At 62.4% G+C, this 21,030-nt stretch carries 5 protein-coding genes; 2 read left to right on the top strand and 3 right to left on the bottom strand.

Translation table 11 applies throughout. The annotated features are described in order from the left end of the window. Nucleotides 1–70: 70 nt before the first annotated feature. The gene (locus tag G4D79_RS18175) at nucleotides 71–1,627 is read right to left on the bottom strand and encodes an aminotransferase class V-fold PLP-dependent enzyme (RefSeq protein ID WP_180279625.1); all 1,557 of its coding nucleotides are present in this window, start codon (nucleotides 1,625–1,627) and stop codon (nucleotides 71–73) included. 3 nt (nucleotides 1,628–1,630) lie between these two features. Continuing rightward, nucleotides 1,631–3,022 carry an MFS transporter gene (locus G4D79_RS18170; protein WP_180279626.1) on the bottom strand — a complete coding sequence of 464 codons (1,392 nt, stop codon included), beginning with the start codon at nucleotides 3,020–3,022 and terminating at the stop codon, nucleotides 1,631–1,633. A gap of 124 nt (nucleotides 3,023–3,146) precedes the next feature. On the opposite strand from G4D79_RS18170, the gene G4D79_RS18165 reads away from it, so the two are divergent. Next, a complete protein-coding gene (locus G4D79_RS18165) occupies nucleotides 3,147–3,800 on the top strand; it encodes a GNAT family N-acetyltransferase (protein WP_180279627.1) in 654 nt (217 codons plus the stop codon). Between the two features lie 77 nt (nucleotides 3,801–3,877). Beyond that, on the top strand, nucleotides 3,878–4,447 hold the full coding sequence (locus G4D79_RS18160; protein WP_099698139.1) for a DUF5655 domain-containing protein: 570 nt from the start codon (nucleotides 3,878–3,880) through the stop codon (nucleotides 4,445–4,447). 350 nt (nucleotides 4,448–4,797) lie between these two features. On the opposite strand, the gene G4D79_RS18155 is transcribed toward G4D79_RS18160, so the two are convergent. Next, nucleotides 4,798–21,024, bottom strand: a complete 16,227-nt coding sequence (locus tag G4D79_RS18155) for a non-ribosomal peptide synthetase (RefSeq protein WP_099698140.1) — start codon at nucleotides 21,022–21,024, stop codon at nucleotides 4,798–4,800. Nucleotides 21,025–21,030 lie beyond the last annotated feature (6 nt).

Raw genomic sequence — 21,030 nt, 5'->3', positions numbered from 1 at the left:
GCGAATCTTTCGCGCCATTTGTCCGAGTTTTGGACAGTGTTCATCGCGGTTTCGGTATTCATCGCCGAGTTCAGGGCTCCACCATTCCGGCGAGGAATTCCACCAGCAGTCTCTTCGTGACCTCACGTGGCAGCGATTCCACTGCCGCGAGGACGGCCGCCATGTCCAAGGGAGAATCGGAAGAGCCCCGAGGATCCAGCCCCGCCGACGTCAACGCTGCCGCGACGGCGTCACTGGGCAACGCAAGAACATCGGCGACGGTGACATCGCCACGTTCGAATGCTCCGGCCAACTCTGCCAGGGCCGGCGGCGCCTCGGCTGCCGCCGAGCCGCGAACGTCGTCGGCACCGAGGACGAGTGCGCTGGTCAACTCGCCGAGCACAGATTCCGTCACCGGGGTGACGGTGAGGTGGGTTGTTCGAGGCAACGTCGTCCCGTCAGGTTGCGTCGACGCCGGCTGCCCTTGAAGGACGAAGCCGCGAGCACCGACAGCGCTCACCCAGCGATGCGGATCCACTCGCCGTTCGAGCGGCACGGAATCGTCGGTAGCGACCGCGAACAGTGGTCCCACCGGCGAGCCCACGACGCGAAGACCCTCGATTGCCTCGACCGTGCCGATCAGTGCACGAGTGGCCCGCTGCGCCCGGGACACCAATTCGGCGTACCCGGATTGCCCGAGGACTTGCGAAATCGCCCAAGCACCGGCAAGAGCAGCAACGGATTTGGAACCGAGAAGCGTGGGATTGACCACCGGGTACCCCGGCCAGTCCGTGAGTCCGAAATACTGCTTGCGATGCAGATCTCGCCCTCGGTGCAGCAGGACCGAAACGCCTTTGGGCGAGTATCCGTACTTGTGGAAATCGACCGACATGCTGGTGACCCCGGGCACCCGGAAATCAAAGGGTGGCAGATCACCCCACCACGGCAACGCAAGCCCACCGATGCAGGCGTCGACATGCAGTGGAATCGAATGTGCACGAGCAACTTCCGCGACATCGGCGATCGGGTCGAGCGCCGCGAACGGGTAGCTGGGCGCGGAGACGACGATCAAGACCGTGTCTTTCCGAACTGCCGTCGCAATATCTTGTGCGCCGACGCGCCCCGACGTGGGATCTACTGGTACCAGGATCAGTTCCAGTCCGAGCAGGTGAGCTGCCTTGTGGAAAGCGGCATGCGCGGTGGTCGGAAGAACCAGCGAACCCTCACCCGGCGGGAGCCCACGGAAGTCGCGAGCTGCCTTGACGGCCAACACACAACTCTCCGTTCCGCCGCTGGTGACATTGCCGACGACTACGCCTCCGGCGTCTGTATCTGCGGCTGGGTCTGAAGCTCCATGGAGGAACTCGCGTGCGAACGCAACCAACTCACGCTCCATCACCGCGGTGGACGGGAACACCGTCGGGTCGAGACCGTTGACCGGCTGAACCAATCGAGCTGCGTCCGCTGCCAACTCGTCGAGCGCTGCGAGGCCGCTGTCGTACACGTACGACAGAACCCGGCCTCCGTGCGTCGGAGCGTCCTGCTCGCGAAGCGAACGCAACCGAGTCAAGATGTCGGCCGCCCTCTTCTCGAGGTTTGCGCTCTCGACGATCTTGCCCTGAAGTTCCTCGGCCCGAGTGGAACTCATCGTTCACCTTTCGTTCTCGTGAGTGGATTCTTGTTCGGTGCGGTAATTCCGCAATACGACCAGGCTGATCGCAACCAGGATCGCCGGCACGACCGAGAAGCCGAGGGCAATTCCGGTCAGCGCCGATTCCGGTTGCACGACAGTCTCGCCCGCAGTTTTCGAGACGAAGCCGGTCACCGCGAGTACACCCAAGAACACCGCGGGTCCCAGGGCAAGGCCTGCGGTTTCCGCGGCGGTCCAGATACCACTGAGCGAACCACCGCGTTGGCGCCCACCGATTCGCGCGTCGTCCTCGATGACGTCCGGAAGCATCGCCAGCGGGAACACCTGCATGCCGGCGTAGCCGACGCCGGCAAGCGCGACGGCACCGTAGATCCACGAACCCGCGTCGACAGCCGCAAGCGTCAACAACGCCGTGGCGACGACGAACAGAACCGAAGACACCACGTAACCGCGAAGCTTTCCGTACCGATGCGAGAACCGGTACCACAGCGGCATGACGACGAGAGCTGGTCCGACGAGTGCAACGAACAGACCGGTGAGCGCACCTTCGTTGCCCATCACATAGGTCGCCAGATATTGCGCACCCGCCAACATCACAGCGGTGGCAAGAGCTTGGAGCACAAAGACGATGACCAGCAATCGGAACGCGCGGGTACGTCGTATCGCGTCGAACCCGTCCCGGTACTGCGAGAGCAACGAGCCGACCGGCGCGTCCGCGTGAGTCACCGTGTGGCGCGCGGCTCCGCGAACTGCCCAGATCATTGCCCCGCACATCAGCGCCGACACCCCGATCGCCATGACCAGATAACCGCGTGCTCCGCCCCCGGCAGCGTCGCGTAGCTCGGGTCCGCCGGCGCCGATGACCAGAATTGTCAGGGCCAACACCGCAATTCGAACCGATACCAACCGGGTGCGCTCGTGGTAATCGCCGGTCAACTCGGTCGGCAACGCGATGTACGGCACCTGAAAGAGGCTGTAGGCACTCGCCGCGAGCAGGAAGAAGACGAGCACCCACATCGCCCCGACTCCGGGGCCGGCCGACACCGGGGCCGAGAACGTGAGAATGAAGAGCAACGGCAGTCCCAGAGCGCCTGCGAGCATGAGTGGCACTCGCGTACCAGTTCGATGAGAGCTTCGGTCGCTGATCGACCCGATCAGCGGATCGATCAGGACGTCGGCGATTTTCGGGACAATGACCACAAGCGACGCGAGCGCCGCGGCAACGCCGAGCGTGTCGGTCAGGTAGTACGCCAGTACCAGACCTGGCAGAACACCGAATCCACCCGTACCGACACTTCCCGCTGCGTATCCGGCCACCACACCACGCGAAAGCCTGTCAGGCGATCTACCTTCACGAAGACGTACCGGTTTGTCTGTAGTCACCGTCCACACACTAATGTCACGACTCCGTACCGCGAGGGCAAAAGAATCCCGATGACCAGAAGTCGCTCACTCGGACGTGCCTGGCATGCCAGACTGTGACCCGATTCGCACACGAAACGAAGGTCTGAAGACGATGGTTGACCCACTGCGAGAGATCTGGCCTCCGTACGGAGTCACGATCACGTGTGGGCCCATCACCTTGCTCCCTGTGCGCGACGATCATTTCCCCGAACTCACTGCGCTGGTCCGAGCCGGCATTCACCCTGCCGAACAGATGCCGTTTCTCGTCCCCTGGACGGTGGGCACTCCCGACGAAGTGTCGCGAAGATTCATCCAATACCACTGGTCGGTCCGCGGAGCGATGACCATGACCGACTGGAAATTCGAAACAGCCATTGTCGTCGACGGAGAAATCGTCGGCTGCCAGGCGTTCGCCGCGACGGACTTTCCTACCAGTCGTACCGGTGAAACCGGCTCGTGGATCGGACGCGGGTTCCAAGGCCGGGGTGTCGGCACTCTCGCCCGACAGGCAATCTGCGCATTCGCATTCGACTCTTTGGGTGCACGAAGCGTCGTGTCGTCGGCATTCACGGACAACCCCGCCTCGATCACGGTGTCCACCAAAGTCGGGTACCGCGCAGACGGCACAGTAGAGGAGTTGGCTGCCGACGGTCGCATGACCGTGCGTCGTCTCTTCACCCTCAGCCGCGAAGATTTTGTCGCACCGCCGTATCCCGTCGAAGTGACCGGCGTGCGCGCGTTCAAGACGATGCTCGGCATCGACTGAGCGAGCTCCCCGTGCACAGTGAGAACCGAGAGAGCAGCGACAACCAGTAGAACAGTGACAACCGGTAGAACAGACACATGGAACCCTCCGACATGATGGCCGCAGTCACCTCGTCCATGCGCGACCGTACCGGGCGCACCCTCGAAGAATGGGTTGAGGCCGTACGGACGTCCGGGGTCGACCCGCTCGATCAGAACGAAGTGCGCAAGTGGCTGAAAGCAGAGCACGGTGTGCCGCAGAATTCGCAGTGGGCAATTGCATTCGAGTCTGCCGAACAGTCCGGATGGGTGGAGCCGACCGTCGAGCAATACATCGACCAGCAGTACAGCGGCCCGAAGGCGGCACTGCGGCCGATCTTCGATGCAGCCCGACGTCTGATCGACGAACTCGGAACCGATGTTCGGGTCGAAGGCCGCGGAACCTACACGCCCTTCGTTCGCGCTCGCCAATTCGCCGCCATCGCAGCGGCCACCAAGGCCCGAGTCGACCTCGGACTACGTTTTGTCGAGGCCCCCGAATCCGAACTTCTTGTCCCGGCCAAAGCTCCCGGGCAGTCGACCCACAAGATCGGGCTCAGCAGCACCGCAGACGTGAACGACGAAGTCGGATCGCTGACAGCGATCGCGTATCAACAGAACGGCCGGTAGGTCACTCACTCACCGCCACGCAAACGCTCACCGGCAGGCTGCACGAAAGTCCCTGTCCTCCTTGTCGGAGAACAGGGACTTTCTTCACCGCGGGGGAAGGTCGCTGCGACGTGTCAGCTCAGGCCGAAGAGCGCGCCGATGATGGTCCGAGCAGCCTCGAAGAGCGCGTCGACGGACGGAACACCGATTTCAGAGCTGATGGAAAAAAGGGAACCCAACATACGATCCTCCGGAGATAGTTTCTGAATGGCTTACTGCCACAAGGGAAATGATACCGATTCCACTTGCGGAACTGAAGCAAGGGGACCACGGGAGTGACAATTCCGGACCAAAGTCCCGGCCCGTTAGATCTACTGCACCCCAGTATGATTGCGATCCTTCGAATCCGAATCGACACCTTCGAGATAGCCGACGAGAACTTGGGCGACCTCCGCCAACACCTCAGTGCTCGACATTTCCGAGTGGGAGCAGTCGACCAGGTACGCCCGCAACGGCCCCACCAGTTCGGACCACCTTTCGACCAGGTGACGATGTTCAGGCAGATCATGCTGCGCCACAAACAGTTCCACTGACCCGAAATAGTGCCTCGGCGTGTGGTCCCGAACGATTCGCGACAGTTTTTCCACCCGACCCACTACGGATTCGAGTACCGTATCGGAAAGGAAATCCATACCGGTCTGCCTTCGGATCTCTGTCGCAACGTCTGTGAAAGTCAGTGCTGCAGTTTCAGTTTCAACCTCGGATAGCCCGATCTGCGCGAATAGTTCGGAAGGTTTCGGAGCCGCTTGTACCGATGGCATCATCTCCGGTAACAGCGCGTCGAGCATGACAACCGAACCGACCAGATCGCCGGCCTCTTCGAGTTGGCTCGCCATCTCGAGCGCGATCGTTCCGCCGGCAGACCAACCGAGTAGATGGTATTCACCCGATGGCTGCACCGTCCGTACGGCATCGACGTACCCCGACGCCAACTCCGCCACCGTGCCTGGCAATTCACCTGCTCCCGTTGCCTGGATGCCGTACACCCGTCGACCCCGCAGCTGACCGACGAGTCCGGCGTAGCACCAGGCGATTCCGCTGACCGGATGCACACAGAACAACGGCGGCCGTTGGTCATCGGGGTCGCCGCCGAGCATGACGACCGTGTCCAGCGGATCCGAACGAAGCGAATCACCCTCGAAGACATCGGCATGAACGAGATCCATCCGAGAGGCAAGCTCCGCCACAGTTCGGTCGGTGAAGATCCATTGAACCGGGAATTCCCTGTTCAGGCTCTCACGCAAGCGCGTCGCCACTCGAACTGCACCCATCGATGTCCCGCCGAGCTCGAAGAAGTCGTCGTAGCGGCCGACCGATATCGCGCCGGTCACGCCCTCGAATGCCTGTGCCACGTGACGTTCGGTATCCGAGATGGGTCGATCCACACTCGACCCTGGCTGCGGTGAAGGAGCAGGAAGTGCCGCTGCGTCTATCTTCCCCGAAGCGAGCAACGGTACCTCGCCCACTATCGTCACCGACGAAGGCAGCAGGTGCTTCGGCAGCAGGCCGGAGACGAACCCGCGAAGCTCCGATTCCGTCGCCGAACCGTTTTCCGCCAACGTCACATACGAACGGAGCTCAGCGGATCCGTGCCCGTCGTCACAGACAACGGTTACCGAGAAGGCCACTGCTCCATGGCTTGACAGAGCCGCGTCGACCTCCGCCGGTTCCACGCGGACACCCCGCACCTTCACCTGCGCGTCGTTGCGACCCAGGTACTCGAGCGCTCGGTCGTGACGCCTACGACGCACGAGGTCACCCGTGCGATACATCCGAGTCCCCACCGCATGAGGATTGGCAACAAAGCGCTCGGAAGTCAGAGCCGGGGAAGCGACGTACCCCCGTGCCACATTCTCACCGGCGAGGAACAGTTCTCCCGCAACGCCATCCGGAACCGGTCGGAGCCTCTGATCGAGAACAAATGCTGTCGTACCAGGGACTGGAGTGCCGACAGTGACGTCCGCGTCAGTGATCCGTGCGGAAATCGATGCCGCGATCGTTGATTCGGTCGGTCCGTATCCGTTGACGATGCGATGTCGGGGTGACCACGCCGACGCAAGGCGCGCAGAGAGCGGCTCCCCCATCGATTCGACGATCAACGGTTGCACTGCATCCGGATCGACTGTCGCCAGGACCGTCGGCGTCACGATCAGATGTGTTACGTCGGCGGCTATCAGCAGATTCGTGAGTTCTTCTCCCCCGTAGACGAAGTCGGGAGTCAGAATCAGCGTTCCACACCCTGCAGCCGCGAGAAGGATCTCGATCACCGACGCGTCGAAGGTCGACGACGCCAATTGCAGGACTCGGGGGCCACGCTCGAGCTCGGCGATCTCGGCGTGTGCGGTGCAGACGTTCATGATTCCGCGGTGTGAAACCTCCACGCCCTTGGGTCTTCCCGTGGAACCCGACGTGTAGATGACGTAGGCGAGGTTGTCGGGGTGAGCCGGTGTTGCCGATACCTCGGCAGCGCCACCAGCAGTGCGGGATTCGTCCATCGCCACCCACTCGACGCACTCGGGCAAACTCTCGGATGCACCTCCCGCTGTCAAACCGACAACCGAACCGCATTCCTCGACCATCGTCTGCCGGCGCGCTGTCGGCAGCGCCGGATCGAGCGACAGCCACGCTGCGCCTGCACGCGCTACTGCCCACAACGCAACGATCCACAGATGCCCGCGCCCGAGCGCAACGGCCACCACGTCGTCGGGTCCGATTCCTCGGACCACCAACTCGCGTGTCCAGTGCGACGACTCCTCGTGCAGGTCGCGGTAAGTCCAGCGTCTGCCGTTCTCTTCCAGCGCGACGCCGTCGGGCGCCTGACGCAGAGCGCGTTCGAAAATGTCGGCAATCGTCAGAGGTTCGACGTGGCGAGGATTCGCAGCAGTCAGCGCCGAGCGTTCGAGTCCGGACAGCAGTTCGATCTCCCCGATCACAATCTCGGGTTCCGCGGTCACTGATTCGGCGATACGTCTCACCCGCTGCATGAACAGTTCCGCGGTCGACTCGCGGAACTTGTCCGTCGCATACAGCAATCGAATAGTCAGACTGTCACCGGTGTCGACCAGGTCCCACGTCAAGTCGTAACCGGTCGACGCCCCTGAATTGTCGATGTCGAAGACGGTAATGCCGTCGATCTGCGGCAACTCCAGCGCTCGCCGGTACGCCAGCATGACCGTGAACAGCGGATGCTCGTTCATCCTGCGCGGCGGATCGACCTTCGCAACGACGTCGTCGAACGAGACGTCCGCGTTCGCCATTGCTTCCAGATCGACACGGCGAACCTCGTCCAGAACAGCAGCGAAGCGATCGGTGGAGTTGATCCTCGTGCGCAATGCGACAGTACCCACCATCATTCCGGCGACGCTCAGCAGCGCCGGATCGTTCCGCAGACTCACAGCTGCTCCCACCACGACGTCGTCCGTGACGCACTCGCGAGCGAGCAGCACGGCAATCACGCTGTGGACGACCATGAATACCGTGACGCCATGCGAACGAGCCAACGCCGACAACGCGTCGTAGGTGGCGCCGTCGAGGACTTCCGTCACCATCTCCTCGGATCGTGAAGACACGGGACTCCGGGGGTTGTCGACGGGTAGAGCCAACACATCCTCGACGCCACAAAGTGCGTCCGACCAATAGTCGAGTTGCCGGTGAGCCATGCTGAGAGAATCCTCGGGGTCACCCAAGCTCTCTCTCGCCCAGAAACTGTAGTCGCCGTAGCTGATCTCCCCCGACGAGCAATCCCAGGGAAGACCTGCCGACCTGGCCTCGAAGGCTGCCACGAAATCGGTCAGGATCGGGCCCATCGACGCTCCGTCGATCGCGATGTGGTGAACAACGATGACCAGGACCGTCAGTCCTGCAGAGTCGACTCCTGCCTTTTCGGCGAACACACGCACACGGAACGGAACATCTCGTTCGAGATCGAACGGCACAGTCGCGAATGCCGAAGCGCTCGCACGGATATCGCCGACGTGTACCGCAGTGAGATCGAATGCAACAGAGTCCATTTCAAGTTGTTGCGGACCGAATTCACCCGGAACACAGACAGTTCGCAATACGGCATGGTGATCGACGACGTCGCCGAGCGCGCTGCTCAAGACCGAACGATCGATGTCGTCTGCCAGGACCGCTGCAAACGTCAGGTTGTACGCAGTCGATTCCGGCTGAAGCTGATTGATCAGCCAGAGTCGTTGTTGCGAGGGCGCCAGCGGGGCCGGCTTGCCGGGATCACGTCGAGTCAGTTCGCGGCGTTTGCCATCGGACGCGCTCGCCGACAGCCACTGAGACATCGCTCGCGGCGACGGATTGTCGAAGACGGCGCGAACAGGCACATCTCGCGCGAAGATCGAGGCGAGTCGACCTGCCACCGCTGCCGCAGCCAACGAATCACCACCTGATTCGAACAGGTTGTGCAGAGCGCCGAAACTTCCGGACACGTGTTCCGACATGACAGCGGTGACGAGTTCCTCCGAAACCGTCACTGCTGCATCGGGCGCCTGGCTCTCGAACACATGGCGCCGCAACGCATCTGCGTCCAGTTTTCCGTTCGTCGTGAGCGGGATCGACTCCAATACGACCACGCGGCCGGGCATCAGATACGCAGGCAACATCGCGGCCAACTCGATTGTCAGCTGATCCGCCTCCACACCATCGCCGACCGCGCACGCAACGGCGATGTCGTCGACGAGGACAACCGCCGCAGCCTCGACGCCCGTGCACCGACGCAGAGCTGATTCGATTTCGGCGGGCTCGACGCGGATTCCTCGCACGCTCATCTGACGGTCGGAGCGTCCGACGAATCCGAGCCTGTCATCCGTGCGGCGATGAACCAGATCACCGGTCCGATAACGGCGGTGCCCGCCGGGTGCTGCGATGAACGACGTGGCGGTGCCGGCAGGATCTCCGGCATAGCCCATCGCAAGCCCGGGCCCGCTGACGTACAACTCACCGATCCCGGCCCACGGCACCGGACGCAGTCGCGTATCGAGCACCTCTGCACCGATTCCGGCGAGCGGGACTCCGATGGTGACCCGATGATCCACCTCGGCGACAGTGGTGACCACCGTGCATTCCGTCGGTCCGTACGCATTGAGCATTCGCGCGCGGCGACTCCACGCACGCGCGGTGGAAGGTGAGAGCACATCGCCACCGACTGCCACCACCTCGAGCGAATCGAACCGCTCTGGAGCCATCGTGTCGAGTACGGCTGGAGTGGACAACATGTGAGTGACGCCGCGTTCTGCGACGAATTCTTCGAGTGCCCTTCCGCCGAAAGCCTCCCGAGGAGCGACCGCCAAGGTAGCCCCGGCGCCGATCGCCAACATCATCTCGAGGATTGCTGCATCGAACGTCGGTTTGTAACCGTGCAGCACAACCGAGTCCGAGGTCACGCCGTACTTGCGGACAGCATCGTCGGTCAGCAGGCCCAGTCCTCGGTGGGTGACTGCAACGCCTTTCGGTTCACCGGTCGACCCGGACGTGTGAACAACGTACGCGACTGAATCCGGATACTGCCGACCGGGAACAGGGCTGCGATCGGAGAGGACTGTGCGCAGCTGCTTCAGACGTGCCGGTGGCAGGTCGGGGTCGATCGGCACGAATGCCGCTCCCGTTTTCGAGATCGCCAACATTCGGACCAGGTACGCGATAGTCCGCACCGCCGGAATCTCGTACACGGCACCCGGTCCTGCTCCCCGAGCCACCAGTTCCCAGGCTTGGGCATCCGAGGCAGAGTCGAGTTCGGCATACGTCACCGTGCGGTGTCCGTCGTCGAGAGCAATGTTGTTCGGGAATCGCGCCGCGGTGGCGGCGAAGATCTCGGTCAGTGTGCGGGACGAATCGACCTCGGCAGCAGTCCAACTGGGCGCCGCGCCCACCACGAGATCCGAAACGAGTACTGGTACATCCTCGGCAATCGAGGTGAGCACTCTCGACAGCTGTCGGGTAACCGCGTCGGCGCTCGAAGGATCGAATGCGCTCGCGGCATAGATGAGCGCTCCGGTCAATGAACCGTCGTCAGCGGGTGCGAGCGAGACATGCATGGGGAACTTCGTTGTCGCGGTCTCGATTTCGCGAGCCTCGATCGTGAGGCCGGAAACCTCCACGGCAGGGATCGCGAAGTTCTGCAGACCCAGCGCAATCTGGGGAGTTCGTCCACCGAGCAGCTCACCAACCAACTCGGCAGGAACAGAGCTGTTTTCGAACGCTGCCACATCAGCATCGAAAGCTGCACCCAACAGAAGATCGATCGGCACGTCCCCGTCGATCCGAAGGCGAAGAGGCACCGTATCCACGAACATGCCGACCACGCCGTCGAGCTGAGGCGCCCGCCGTCCGTCGACAGCTGTCGCGATCACGACATCGGGATTTCCACTCAGCTTGGCAAGCACCACCGACAACGCCGCATGAACCACCGCGAACAGCGAGACCTTCAATCGGTCGGCTCGCGCCTGCAGTGCCGAGGTGATGACGGCTGGTATCACGAAGTTCACTCGCTGCGCTAAGGTATCCGGCCCGCCATCGGAGTGATCCACCGTGAGCGGAGACACAGATGTCACACCGTCGAGCGTTCGGCGCCAGAACTGCTCGACGCCAGGGGAAACGTCACGTGCTGCCTCCCACGCGGCAAAATCCCCGTACTGGATCGGCAACGGAGACCATTGCGAATCCAGTCCAGCTCGTCGCTTGCCGTACGCGGTCAGCAGGTCGCCGACCACCGTTCGCATCGACACCCCGTCGACTGCGATGTGATGAAAGCTCACTGCCAGAACGTGCCTGACCGGTGACACCTGGAGCATCATCCAGCGCACCGGCAGGTCTGCCGATACATCGAAACCGCGCGAGCCGAACTCTCGCAGCAGCACCTCGACCTCGATGTCGGCGACCAGCCGCGTTTCCATTGTCACGGAGGTCAGAGGATCCACGACCTGAACCGGTGGAGTGCCCGGATACCGGGTTCTGAGGACATCATGACGACCGACAAGATCCGTTGCTGCCTGACGCAGCGCGGCCGCGTCGAGTTCGCCGTCGATCTCGATGCAGATCGGCAGGTTGTACGCGCCGCTCGCCGTGTTCCGCTGATTCAGTACCCACATCGCACGCTGGTTTCGTGACAGGGGTGCGGGCGTGGGGTCGCGGCGCGGTTCCAGTCGGACAAGATCGTTCACCGAGTCGTTCTGCTCGAGCGAATCGAGCCGGGCTGCCAACGCCGCAACTGTTGGATGCTCGAATACGGTCCTGAGCGGAACAACCAGCCCCAGAGTACTACTCAAGAGCGAGGTAACCTCCGCGGCCGACAGCGAGTTGCCCCCGAGCGAGAAGAAGTCTGCGTCGCGGTCGTCCTCATTCCCACCGAGGACGGAACCAAAAGCTCCGGCTACAACACGTTCGGTGGCGGTGGCCGGCCCCTCTGCACGGGAAGCATCCAGTGTCGGCGACGGGAGACGGGCGAAGTCGACCTTGCCGTTCCGCATCGGAAGCTCGCCCTCGATGTCGACGATGACATGCGGAACCATGTACGTCGGAAGGACTTCTGAGACGGCAGCGCGAAGTTGACCAGTGTCAACTCTTTCGGCACCTGAACTTCTCACGTAGGCGACCAACAGAGGACTTCCACCTTCGGCCGACCGAACCCCGACGACACAGAAGTCGACGTTCGCGACAGACTGAATGACTGCCTCGATCTCACCCGGTTCGATCCGGACACCGTTGACCTTCACCTGCACGTCGGTTCGCCCGAGATAATGCAGGCGATACGTATTTCCCTCGGATTTGGGGCTTTCCGGCTTCCACATCACCAGATCGCCCGTCCGGTACATCCGGGCGCCTGAACCGGTTGCCACGAATCGTTCCGCAGTTCGGGCCGGTTGGCCGGCGTAACCGCGAGCGAGCATTCGACCTGAGAGATACAGTTCGCCGGCGACTCCCGGCGGCACCGGTTCGAGTCGATCATCGAGCACGACGGCGTCGACCCCGGCCAGTGGATACCCGATCGATCCGTCGTGAGTGTCACCCGACAGTTGTTCGATCGACAGTGGTTCGGTAGCAAGCGAATACATCGTCGACTCGGCAGGTCCGTATCCGTTGATGACTCGGCGTCCGGCTTGCCAGCGCTTCGCCAACGCGCCGCCGAGTCGCTCGCCCCCGAACATCACCGTGGAAAGGTCCGGCAGCGAAGGATCGCCGATCGAGGCGACGACAGTAGGTGTGGCGCACAGATGAGTAATTCGCTCGCGCCTCAGTGCTGATGCGAGTCCCGAGCCGAACTGTTCTTCGTTCTTCGCCAGAACGAGCGTGGCCCCGGACGCACTCGCGATGAGCACCTCGAGCAACGTCATGTCGAATCCTGGCGCTCCGCGATGGAATACGCGAGAACCTGGCCCAGCCGAGAATCGACCGGGCAGGTCTTCGGCGATCACACCGAGCCCGCCGTTGGTCACGACCACAGCCTTGGGGGTTCCGGTCGTTCCTGACGTGAAAACTACGTAGGCCGCCAGGTTCTCGGAATATTCGCGCACCGAGTCGGTGACTTTCTCACCACCAGCGTCTTCACCACCAGCGTCTTCACCACCAGCGTCTTCACCACCAGCGTTGCGGCCGCCGATCGCTCCGGTGCCCAGTGTTTCGAGGACATCGCGTACTCGCGCCTGCGGCTGTTCCGGGTCCGTCAATGCCGGAGCTGCACCGACCTTCGCGATTGCCCACAGTTGCACGATCGACGCAATCGACCGATCTGCAGTCCAAGCAGCGACCTGGTCGACTCCAACTCCCCGGGAGCGCAACTCGTCGGCTGCGACATCCGACTGGGCATCGAGTTCCCGGTAAGTCAGTGTGTTGCCCTCACCCTCGACCGCCACAGCGTCCGGGGCGGATTCGACGCCGAAGCGCAGCATGGAGGCAAGTGTCGTACCGGAAAGTCGAGATCGATCAGGCCGGTCGACCGCGCCGTGTGCGGGGACGAGAAGAGCTCGTTCCGCACTGTCCAACAGGTCGATTTGCCCTACGGCGACATTCGGGTCGACAGACACTTGATTCAGGAAGCGCTCGAACCGGCCCGCAAAGCTCGATACCGTCAGATCATCGAATAGATCAGCGTTGTAGACGAATTCGAGACCGAGTTCGCCCCCGACCCCCTCGTCCGTGACGTTGACCTGCAGATCGAAATTTGCGTGCCTGACTTCAGGAGCAATCTGTGTGATGTCCAGCCCTGGTATCGACCACGCGGCGGTCTCAGCAGTTCGGAACGAGAGCGCCACCTGGAACAACGGATGTCGCGAACGCGATCGCGGTGGGTCGATCAGATCGACCAGCGATTCGAAGGGCATCTCTGCGTGCGCGAACGCCGCTACGTCACGCTGACGAACCTGCTCGACCAACCGGCCGAACGAGTTCGACGGATCGACTTCGGTTCGAAGAACAATCGTGCCGGCAAACATGCCGACCAGCTCGTCGAGTTCAGGTGTGACGCGTCCGGACACAACAGTGCCGACAGCTACGTCATCGCTACCGTTGTACCTCGCCAACAGCGCCGCGAGAGCGGCGTGTACAACCATGAACATGGTCGCGTTGTTCGATCGTGCGAGTGTCTGAAGGCCCGTTCGTACCGAACCTGAGATCTCCACCCGACAGCTCGACGCACGGGCGAACGTCGAACGTGGACGATCGAGGGGAAGCGTCACCTGCTCGGGAAGTCCTTCGAGAGCCTGCATCCAGTAGCTGCGTACCGTCTCGGGAATCCCCGATTCCCTTTGCCATGCACTGTAATCGGAGTATTCGAGCGCGAGCGGCGACCACTGCGGAGCGTGCTGCGCCGAGCGGGCGATGTACGCCGCAGTGAAGTCGCGGACCAACAATTCGAGTGATCGAGCGTCGGCGGCAATGTGATGGACGACGACAGCCAGGATGTGCTCGACAGGTGAAACCTGGAGAAGTGCCGCACGTACGGGCGGATCGACGGTGACATCGAAGCCCGAACCCACCAGTTCTGCTACACAATTCTCGGCGTCGCCGCCGTCGAGTGCCTCGAGCTGAAAGGCCGGAAGCGCATCCTCGGCGTCGAGCACCGTCTGAACCGGGCCGCCGCCGACAACCGGGTACACGGTCCGCAGAGTGCGATGGCGATTGATCACGTCACGAATTGCCAGTTCGGCCGCAACCACGTCCAGCTCGCCTGCCAAGCGCAACACGATCGGGATGTTGTATCCGGCGGAGTCTGTATCCAACTGATTCAGAATCCACATTCGATGCTGGGAAGCTGACAGGTGCACTTCCGTGTTGTCCGAACGAGGCCCCAAGGACACGTCAGACGCGTGCTCCGCGCCGGTTCGCCCTACACCTATCCGCGCAGCAGCGATGTCTGCGAGCTGATCGACGGATGGGTGCTCGAACACATCGCGGACGTCGAGGTTGCAGCCCAGGGCGGAGTTCAGACGCGACGAAAGACGAGTGGCGATCAAGGAATTGGCGCCTTGATCGAAGAGGTTCCGGACCGGATCGACATGCGGAACTTCCATCAAATCGCTCAGAATAGCTGCGACTGTCTGCTCGAAGAAGTCTCGCGACTGCCGAGTCGGCTGCGTGAGAGACACCGGGGTCGGCAACGATGCTCGGTCGATTTTGCCGTTGATCGTGACCGGTAATGACGCGAGCGCCATCAAAGCCGACGGAACCATGTGCGCGGGCAGCAACGAACGAGCAGTCCGCAAGACGCCGTCGAGGTCGTGTCCGCTCCCCGGGGTGATGTAACCGACCAAAGTCGGCCCGCTGTCGAGTTCTCTCACCACTACCGCGGCCTGCTCCACCGACGTGTGAGCCAACAGCGCGGATTCGACCTCGCCCGGTTCGATGCGGTAACCGCGCAGTGCCATCTGACCGTCGGCGCGGCGAACATATTCGAGTCGGCCGGCTCGCCAACGGACCAGATCGCCGCTGCGGTACATCCGTGATCCATCGAATCCGGGTTCAGGCACGAATCGCGAAGACGTCATCGCGGGTCGACCCAAGTAGCCTTCGGCCACCTGCGGACCCGCAACATACAGTTCGCCGACAGATCCCGGAGGGACGGGCTTCAACGACGCGTCCAGTACGTAGCTGCGCAACCCTGGTAGTGGGGACCCGATCGGCGAGACAGTCTCGTCACCGGGGACAAGATCGAAACTGGTGACATGGACTGTGGTTTCGGTGATTCCGAACATGTTGACGCCCCGCACGTCCGGGTGCCGATCGAACCAAGCCTCCACGCGCCCGGCGTCGAGGCGATCACCGCCGAAAACAATCGTCCGGAGCGGAAGCAGCATTTCCTGCGTGACTTCCGCCAACGCATAGAAGGCGGCCGGGGTCTGATTGAGAACGGTCACTCGTTCCCGCACAATCAGATCCGCGAATCTTTCGGGTGAGCGCGCGACATCACCGTCCACGATCACGAGGGATCCGCCAGTGGTCAACGAACCCCACATCTCCCAGACCGAGAAGTCGAATGCGTACGAATGAAACATCGTCCACACATCTTCGGCGTTGAAGTCGAAGATCTCTCGGGTCGAGGCGAGCAGCGCCAACACGTTGTCCTGAGACACCACTACGCCTTTGGGAGCTCCAGTTGATCCTGAAGTGTAGATCACGTAGGCGGCGGACTCCGACTGTGCAACGGGCCAGTCGGCCGTAGCGTCAGTCGTCTCGTCCACGAAGATGACAAGTTGCTCGTACCCAACGAACCGCCCAGCAGATTCGTCCGTCGACAGAATCGCTTTCGGGCCTGCATCGGCAAGTACGTAGTGGATACGAGCGTCGGGATACTGCAAGTCGATCGGTACGTACGTCGCGCCCGCGCGAACGACAGCGATGATGGCTACGACGAGGTCGACCGATCGAGGCAGGGCGACCGCCACGCGATCACCGACTCGAATTCCTCGATCGATCAAGACAGCGGCAAGGCCCTCCGAACGAACTCGCACCTCTTCATAGGTGAAACGAGTATCGCCACTCGACACCGCGATTGCATTCGGATGCCGGGCTGCGACGGCCCCGAAGAGGTCAGGCAGCGACTGCGCGACAATCGACGGCGCCGGCACCCGAGCCGACAATTCTTCGCGTTCCGCAACACTGAGAACATCGATGTCACGCAGCATGATTGACGAGTTCTCGGTAATCGAGCCACACACTCGACGAAGCCGCTCGACCCAGCTCTGCACGGTGCCTGCATCGAACAAATCGTCGGCATATCGGAATGTACCGCGAATACCGCTCGCGTCTCCGTCAATCGTACGATCCTCGCGCACAGTCACTTCGAGGTCGAAGCGAGGGTGCACGGGGGGTAGCGGAGTGCCGTGCGCCGTCAGAGTTCCCATCGCGATCTCGGAGTCGGGCGCTACCGGATCGACAGCGAGAACAACTCGGAGGAAGGAATTCTTCTCACCTACGCCCCCACCGACCGCACGGTCGACCACCCAGTCGAAAGGGGTGTCGGCATTGGACAGGGCCGCCACATCAACCTCGCGCACCCGAGTCAAGAACTCACCGAACGTGTCTCCGCCGCGAAGGAGCGTTCGCAGCGCGACGGTCCCGACGAACATACCGACGACACCGTCGAACGAAGGATGCGTTCGTCCGGAGGTCGGGGTCCCGATGACCACATCGGACGCACCGGTGATCTTGCTCAGTGCGATCGCAAGGCAGGCGTGCAACACCATGAAGGTTGTGCAGTCGTGCGCGCGAGCGATCTCGTTCAGCGCCGCATGGATAGGTGAGGGCAACTCGAACGCCACGTCCCGCGCCGACGACGGTTGGTCCGGCCGGCGGGATCTGTCCACGGGAAGCGCCAGAGTCGGATCAACACCGGCGAGTGTGTCGGACCAGAATTCCAGCTGGCGTCCTGCCAAGCTCTGTGGATCCGCGGGATCACCGAGAATGGTTCTGTGCCAAGCGGAATAGTCGCGGTAGTCGAGAGCGGGCGAAGGCCAGATCGGCGACCGTCCGTCGGCGCGAGCGTCGTACGCCGCGACGAGGTCCGAGACGATCGTCGCGAACGAAAGGCCGTCCAGGGCGACGTGATGGGCAACCACGGTCATGCGGTGGTCGGCGTCGCTGCCGGAGGCGAGGATCAAGCGAAGAGGCGCATCGGTCGCCAGGTCGAAACCCGCCGCAACCAAATCCGCTGACGCAGCCTCGTAATCCTCGGACGCAACCTCGATCAGAGTCACCGGAGTCGCGGTCGCAACCTGGATCGGCCACGCATCGTGATTCTGGTCGAACGAGAAAACAGTACGCAAGACGAGATGGCGATCGGTCAGGTCACCTACCGCCGCCCTCATCGCCTCGATATCCAGAGCACCACTGAACGCGACCTCGAACGCAATGTTGTACGCCGACGACTGGGGATCCAGACGGTTGAGTAACCACAGGCGTTGTTGCGCCGGTGCGATTTCCACGACGAGGTCGTCCGAAATGCGTTGGGGTTCCACCATCCACTCCGCCCGCCCCGCACGGATCACCCGGGCCAGGCGCGCCGGCGTCGGGGCACCGAACACGTCCCTGACACCAACCCGTCTTCCGAGAGCGGAACTCACTCGCGCGGCAACATACACGGCGTCGAGTGAACTACCGCCCCAGGCGAACAAGTCGGAGTGCGGTCCGAGAACTCCGACGCCGAGGACCTCGGCCATCACCGAGGCAATCAATTCCTCGTCGTACTCGATCGGACGGTTGACCGCCGCGCGCTGCTCGGCCGGCGCGGACGACGCCGGTTCGGGGAGCGCCGAACGGTCAGTCTTTCCATGGCTCGTGACGGGCAATGCTGCCAAAATGGTCACCGAACTCGGCAGCATGGAACGAGGAAGTCGGGAAGCCAGATGATCGAGCACCATCGTCTGGCTCAACGGATGAGCTGCGCCTTCGGCCACGGTCACATACGCCGCAAGCGACCCGGATCGCTCGACCACCGCTGCTTGCGCAACGCCGGGAGTCGACAGGAGCACAGCCTCGATCTCGCCCAGTTCGACGCGTACTCCACGGATCTTGACTTGTTGATCAGAGCGGCCCAAGAACTCGAGTTGACCGGCAGCGTTCCATCGCACCATGTCCCCGGTGCGGTACATACGCTCACCAGCGCCGGCAGCACCGAAGGGCGCAGCGACAAAACGCTCCGCGGTGAGCGTCGGAGAAAGGTACCCTCGCGCCAGTCCGTGTCCCATCACGTACAGCTCCCCCGCGGCGCCGACCGGAGTGGGCAGCAACGACGAATCCAACACCACAGCGGAAACGCCGTCGATCGGGCGCCCGATCGGAGTATCACCACCAGGCTCGAGCGGCTCGCTCATGAATGCCGCGACGGTTGCTTCACTGGGCCCGTACGAATTCACGATGTCGACGTGACTCGACCACGCATCCACTAGCGCTCCCGGCGGTCGCTCGCCGCCGACGTTCAGGACTCGAAGTTCCGGCAAAGCCCGAGGATCCATCGTCAACGGAACCGATGGCGTCGAGTTCAGGTGCGTGACACCTTCGAGCCGCAAATAGTCTTCGAGGTCCACTCCGCCGATCAATCCGGGAGGAACGATCACTGCGGTCGCGCCGCAGCCGTGTGCAAGCAGAATCTCGAGGATCGCCACGTCGAACGATGTGTTTGCAAGGAGCGCGACGCGGGAGGAACTATCGATGTTCAGACGCCGTGCGTGAGAACGCAGCAACGGCACAATGCCTCGGTGCGTGACCGCGACACCCTTCGGTCGCCCGGTAGAACCAGAGGTGTAGACCACGTAGGCGGTGTCGTCGAGAGACAGATCGGCGATAGATGAACCCGCCCCCACGCGTCGATCCACCGGCCCTTCGACGGTCTCGTCGCCACTGGGATCAACGACGCACACCCAAGCCGGCACGTCCACGAGTTCGCCACCGACCACAACCGACACGTCGGCGTCGTCGAGAATGAAAGCGACACGCTCGGAGGGTGTTTGAGGATCCACGTAAAGAAGGACAGCACCAGCCCGCACTACCGCGTGGAATGCAACTACGGAATCGGTCGAGCGCTCGGTGAGGATCCCGACGACGTCGCCTCGTCCGACTCCGTTCTCCACGAGCAAGGCGCAGAGTGCATCCGCGCGAGCGCCGAGCTGGTCGTAAGTGACGTCCACACCTTGCTCGCGGATCGCGACAGCACTCCCCTGCCCTGCGCCGCCTGTGATGACCGAATCGAGCGTCGCGAATCCGTCCGTCCGCGGACCCAGCGCGGGGACCAGATCCTTCACTTCGTCCGTCGAGAGGATGCGGAGGTCACCGAGCGCACGGGTAGCCGAGTCGAGGAACCCCTCGAGTAGCCGAACGAACTGACGATGATGCATCGCCAGGTCACGTTCGCTGTAGAGGTGCGGATTGGCTTCGAAGGAAAGGCGAACGTTCTCCCCCGCGATCGACGGATAAATGCTGAAGAACAGGTCTTCGGTGGGTCCGGATGTGAGGACGTGAAACTCGCCGACGACGTCGCCGAGCCGAATCGCTTCGTGAAACATCATGACGTTCACGGCCGGGCCCGCCGCCTCACGGGATCCGCCCTGACCCTCCTGGAAGCCCATGTCCTCGTAGCGGAATCGCTGGTGGCGTAGTGCACCGGTCATCTGAACCGAGATCTGACGCACCAGTTCTCGTGGCGACAGATCCCGTTCGAGTTGCGCACGAACAGGCACGATGTTGGACAGCATCCCACCTGAACGTCTCGACGTCGCCGTGGTGCGGCCGGACACCGGCAAGCTGAGGACTACGTCATCGGAATCAGTCATGCGACCCAGATAGGACGCGAATGCACCGACGAGGACCGCCACCTCGGACGTAGTCCACTCGGTCGCGACATCCGAAAGTTGTTTTGCAAGAGTTGGATTCAGTGTCCGAACCATCATGCGCTGCGGCATGGACGTCAGCCCGGCGCCGTCGGCGAGGCGAACCGGGCGGGGCAGGCCTTCGGACATCTCCGTCCAGTACTGCTCGTCCGATCGATACCGCGACGAGGATCGGTAGTCGACGTCGAGGTCATGCAGTGCACGTACCCCGAGACCACCGAAAGGAGTCAGCGTCTTGCCATGAACCAGATGCGAATAGCGCTCGGCCACCCGAGCGGTGAGTGTCATCGCCGCATGTCCGTCGAGCACGAGGTGATGGGCGTGCGAGTACCAGTAGTAGTGCTCATCTGCCAGGTGAAGCAAGGTCGCCGAGATCAGGCGGTCAGACATCACGTCAAGTGGCCGTGAGTATTCCGCTGTCATCCACTCGTTCGCGCGCTGAACCGGGTCGCGGTCGCTGCGTAAGTCGAGGTATGCGAGATCGTCGACGATCGAATGATCGACGACCTGTGCCGGCTCGGCATCGGTAGCGACGAGGCGAACGAACGGCGACTCCAATTCATGACATGCCGTATTCGTTGCCTCGATCAGCGCGTCGACGTCAACCGGTCCGCGTAGTTCCACGTACTGAGCCACCACGAACGGAGTTGACGGACTCAATTGCTGCGCGAACCACAGCGCGAGCTGAGCCCGAGACAACGGAAAAGCACTCAACCCGTC

Source organism: Rhodococcus sp. WY5, from assembly GCF_018588185.1.
Taxonomy (GTDB): domain Bacteria; phylum Actinomycetota; class Actinomycetes; order Mycobacteriales; family Mycobacteriaceae; genus Rhodococcus_F; species Rhodococcus_F qingshengii.
Note: the sequence above shows the minus strand (reverse complement) of the source record. Positions and strands in the feature narration are given on the sequence as shown.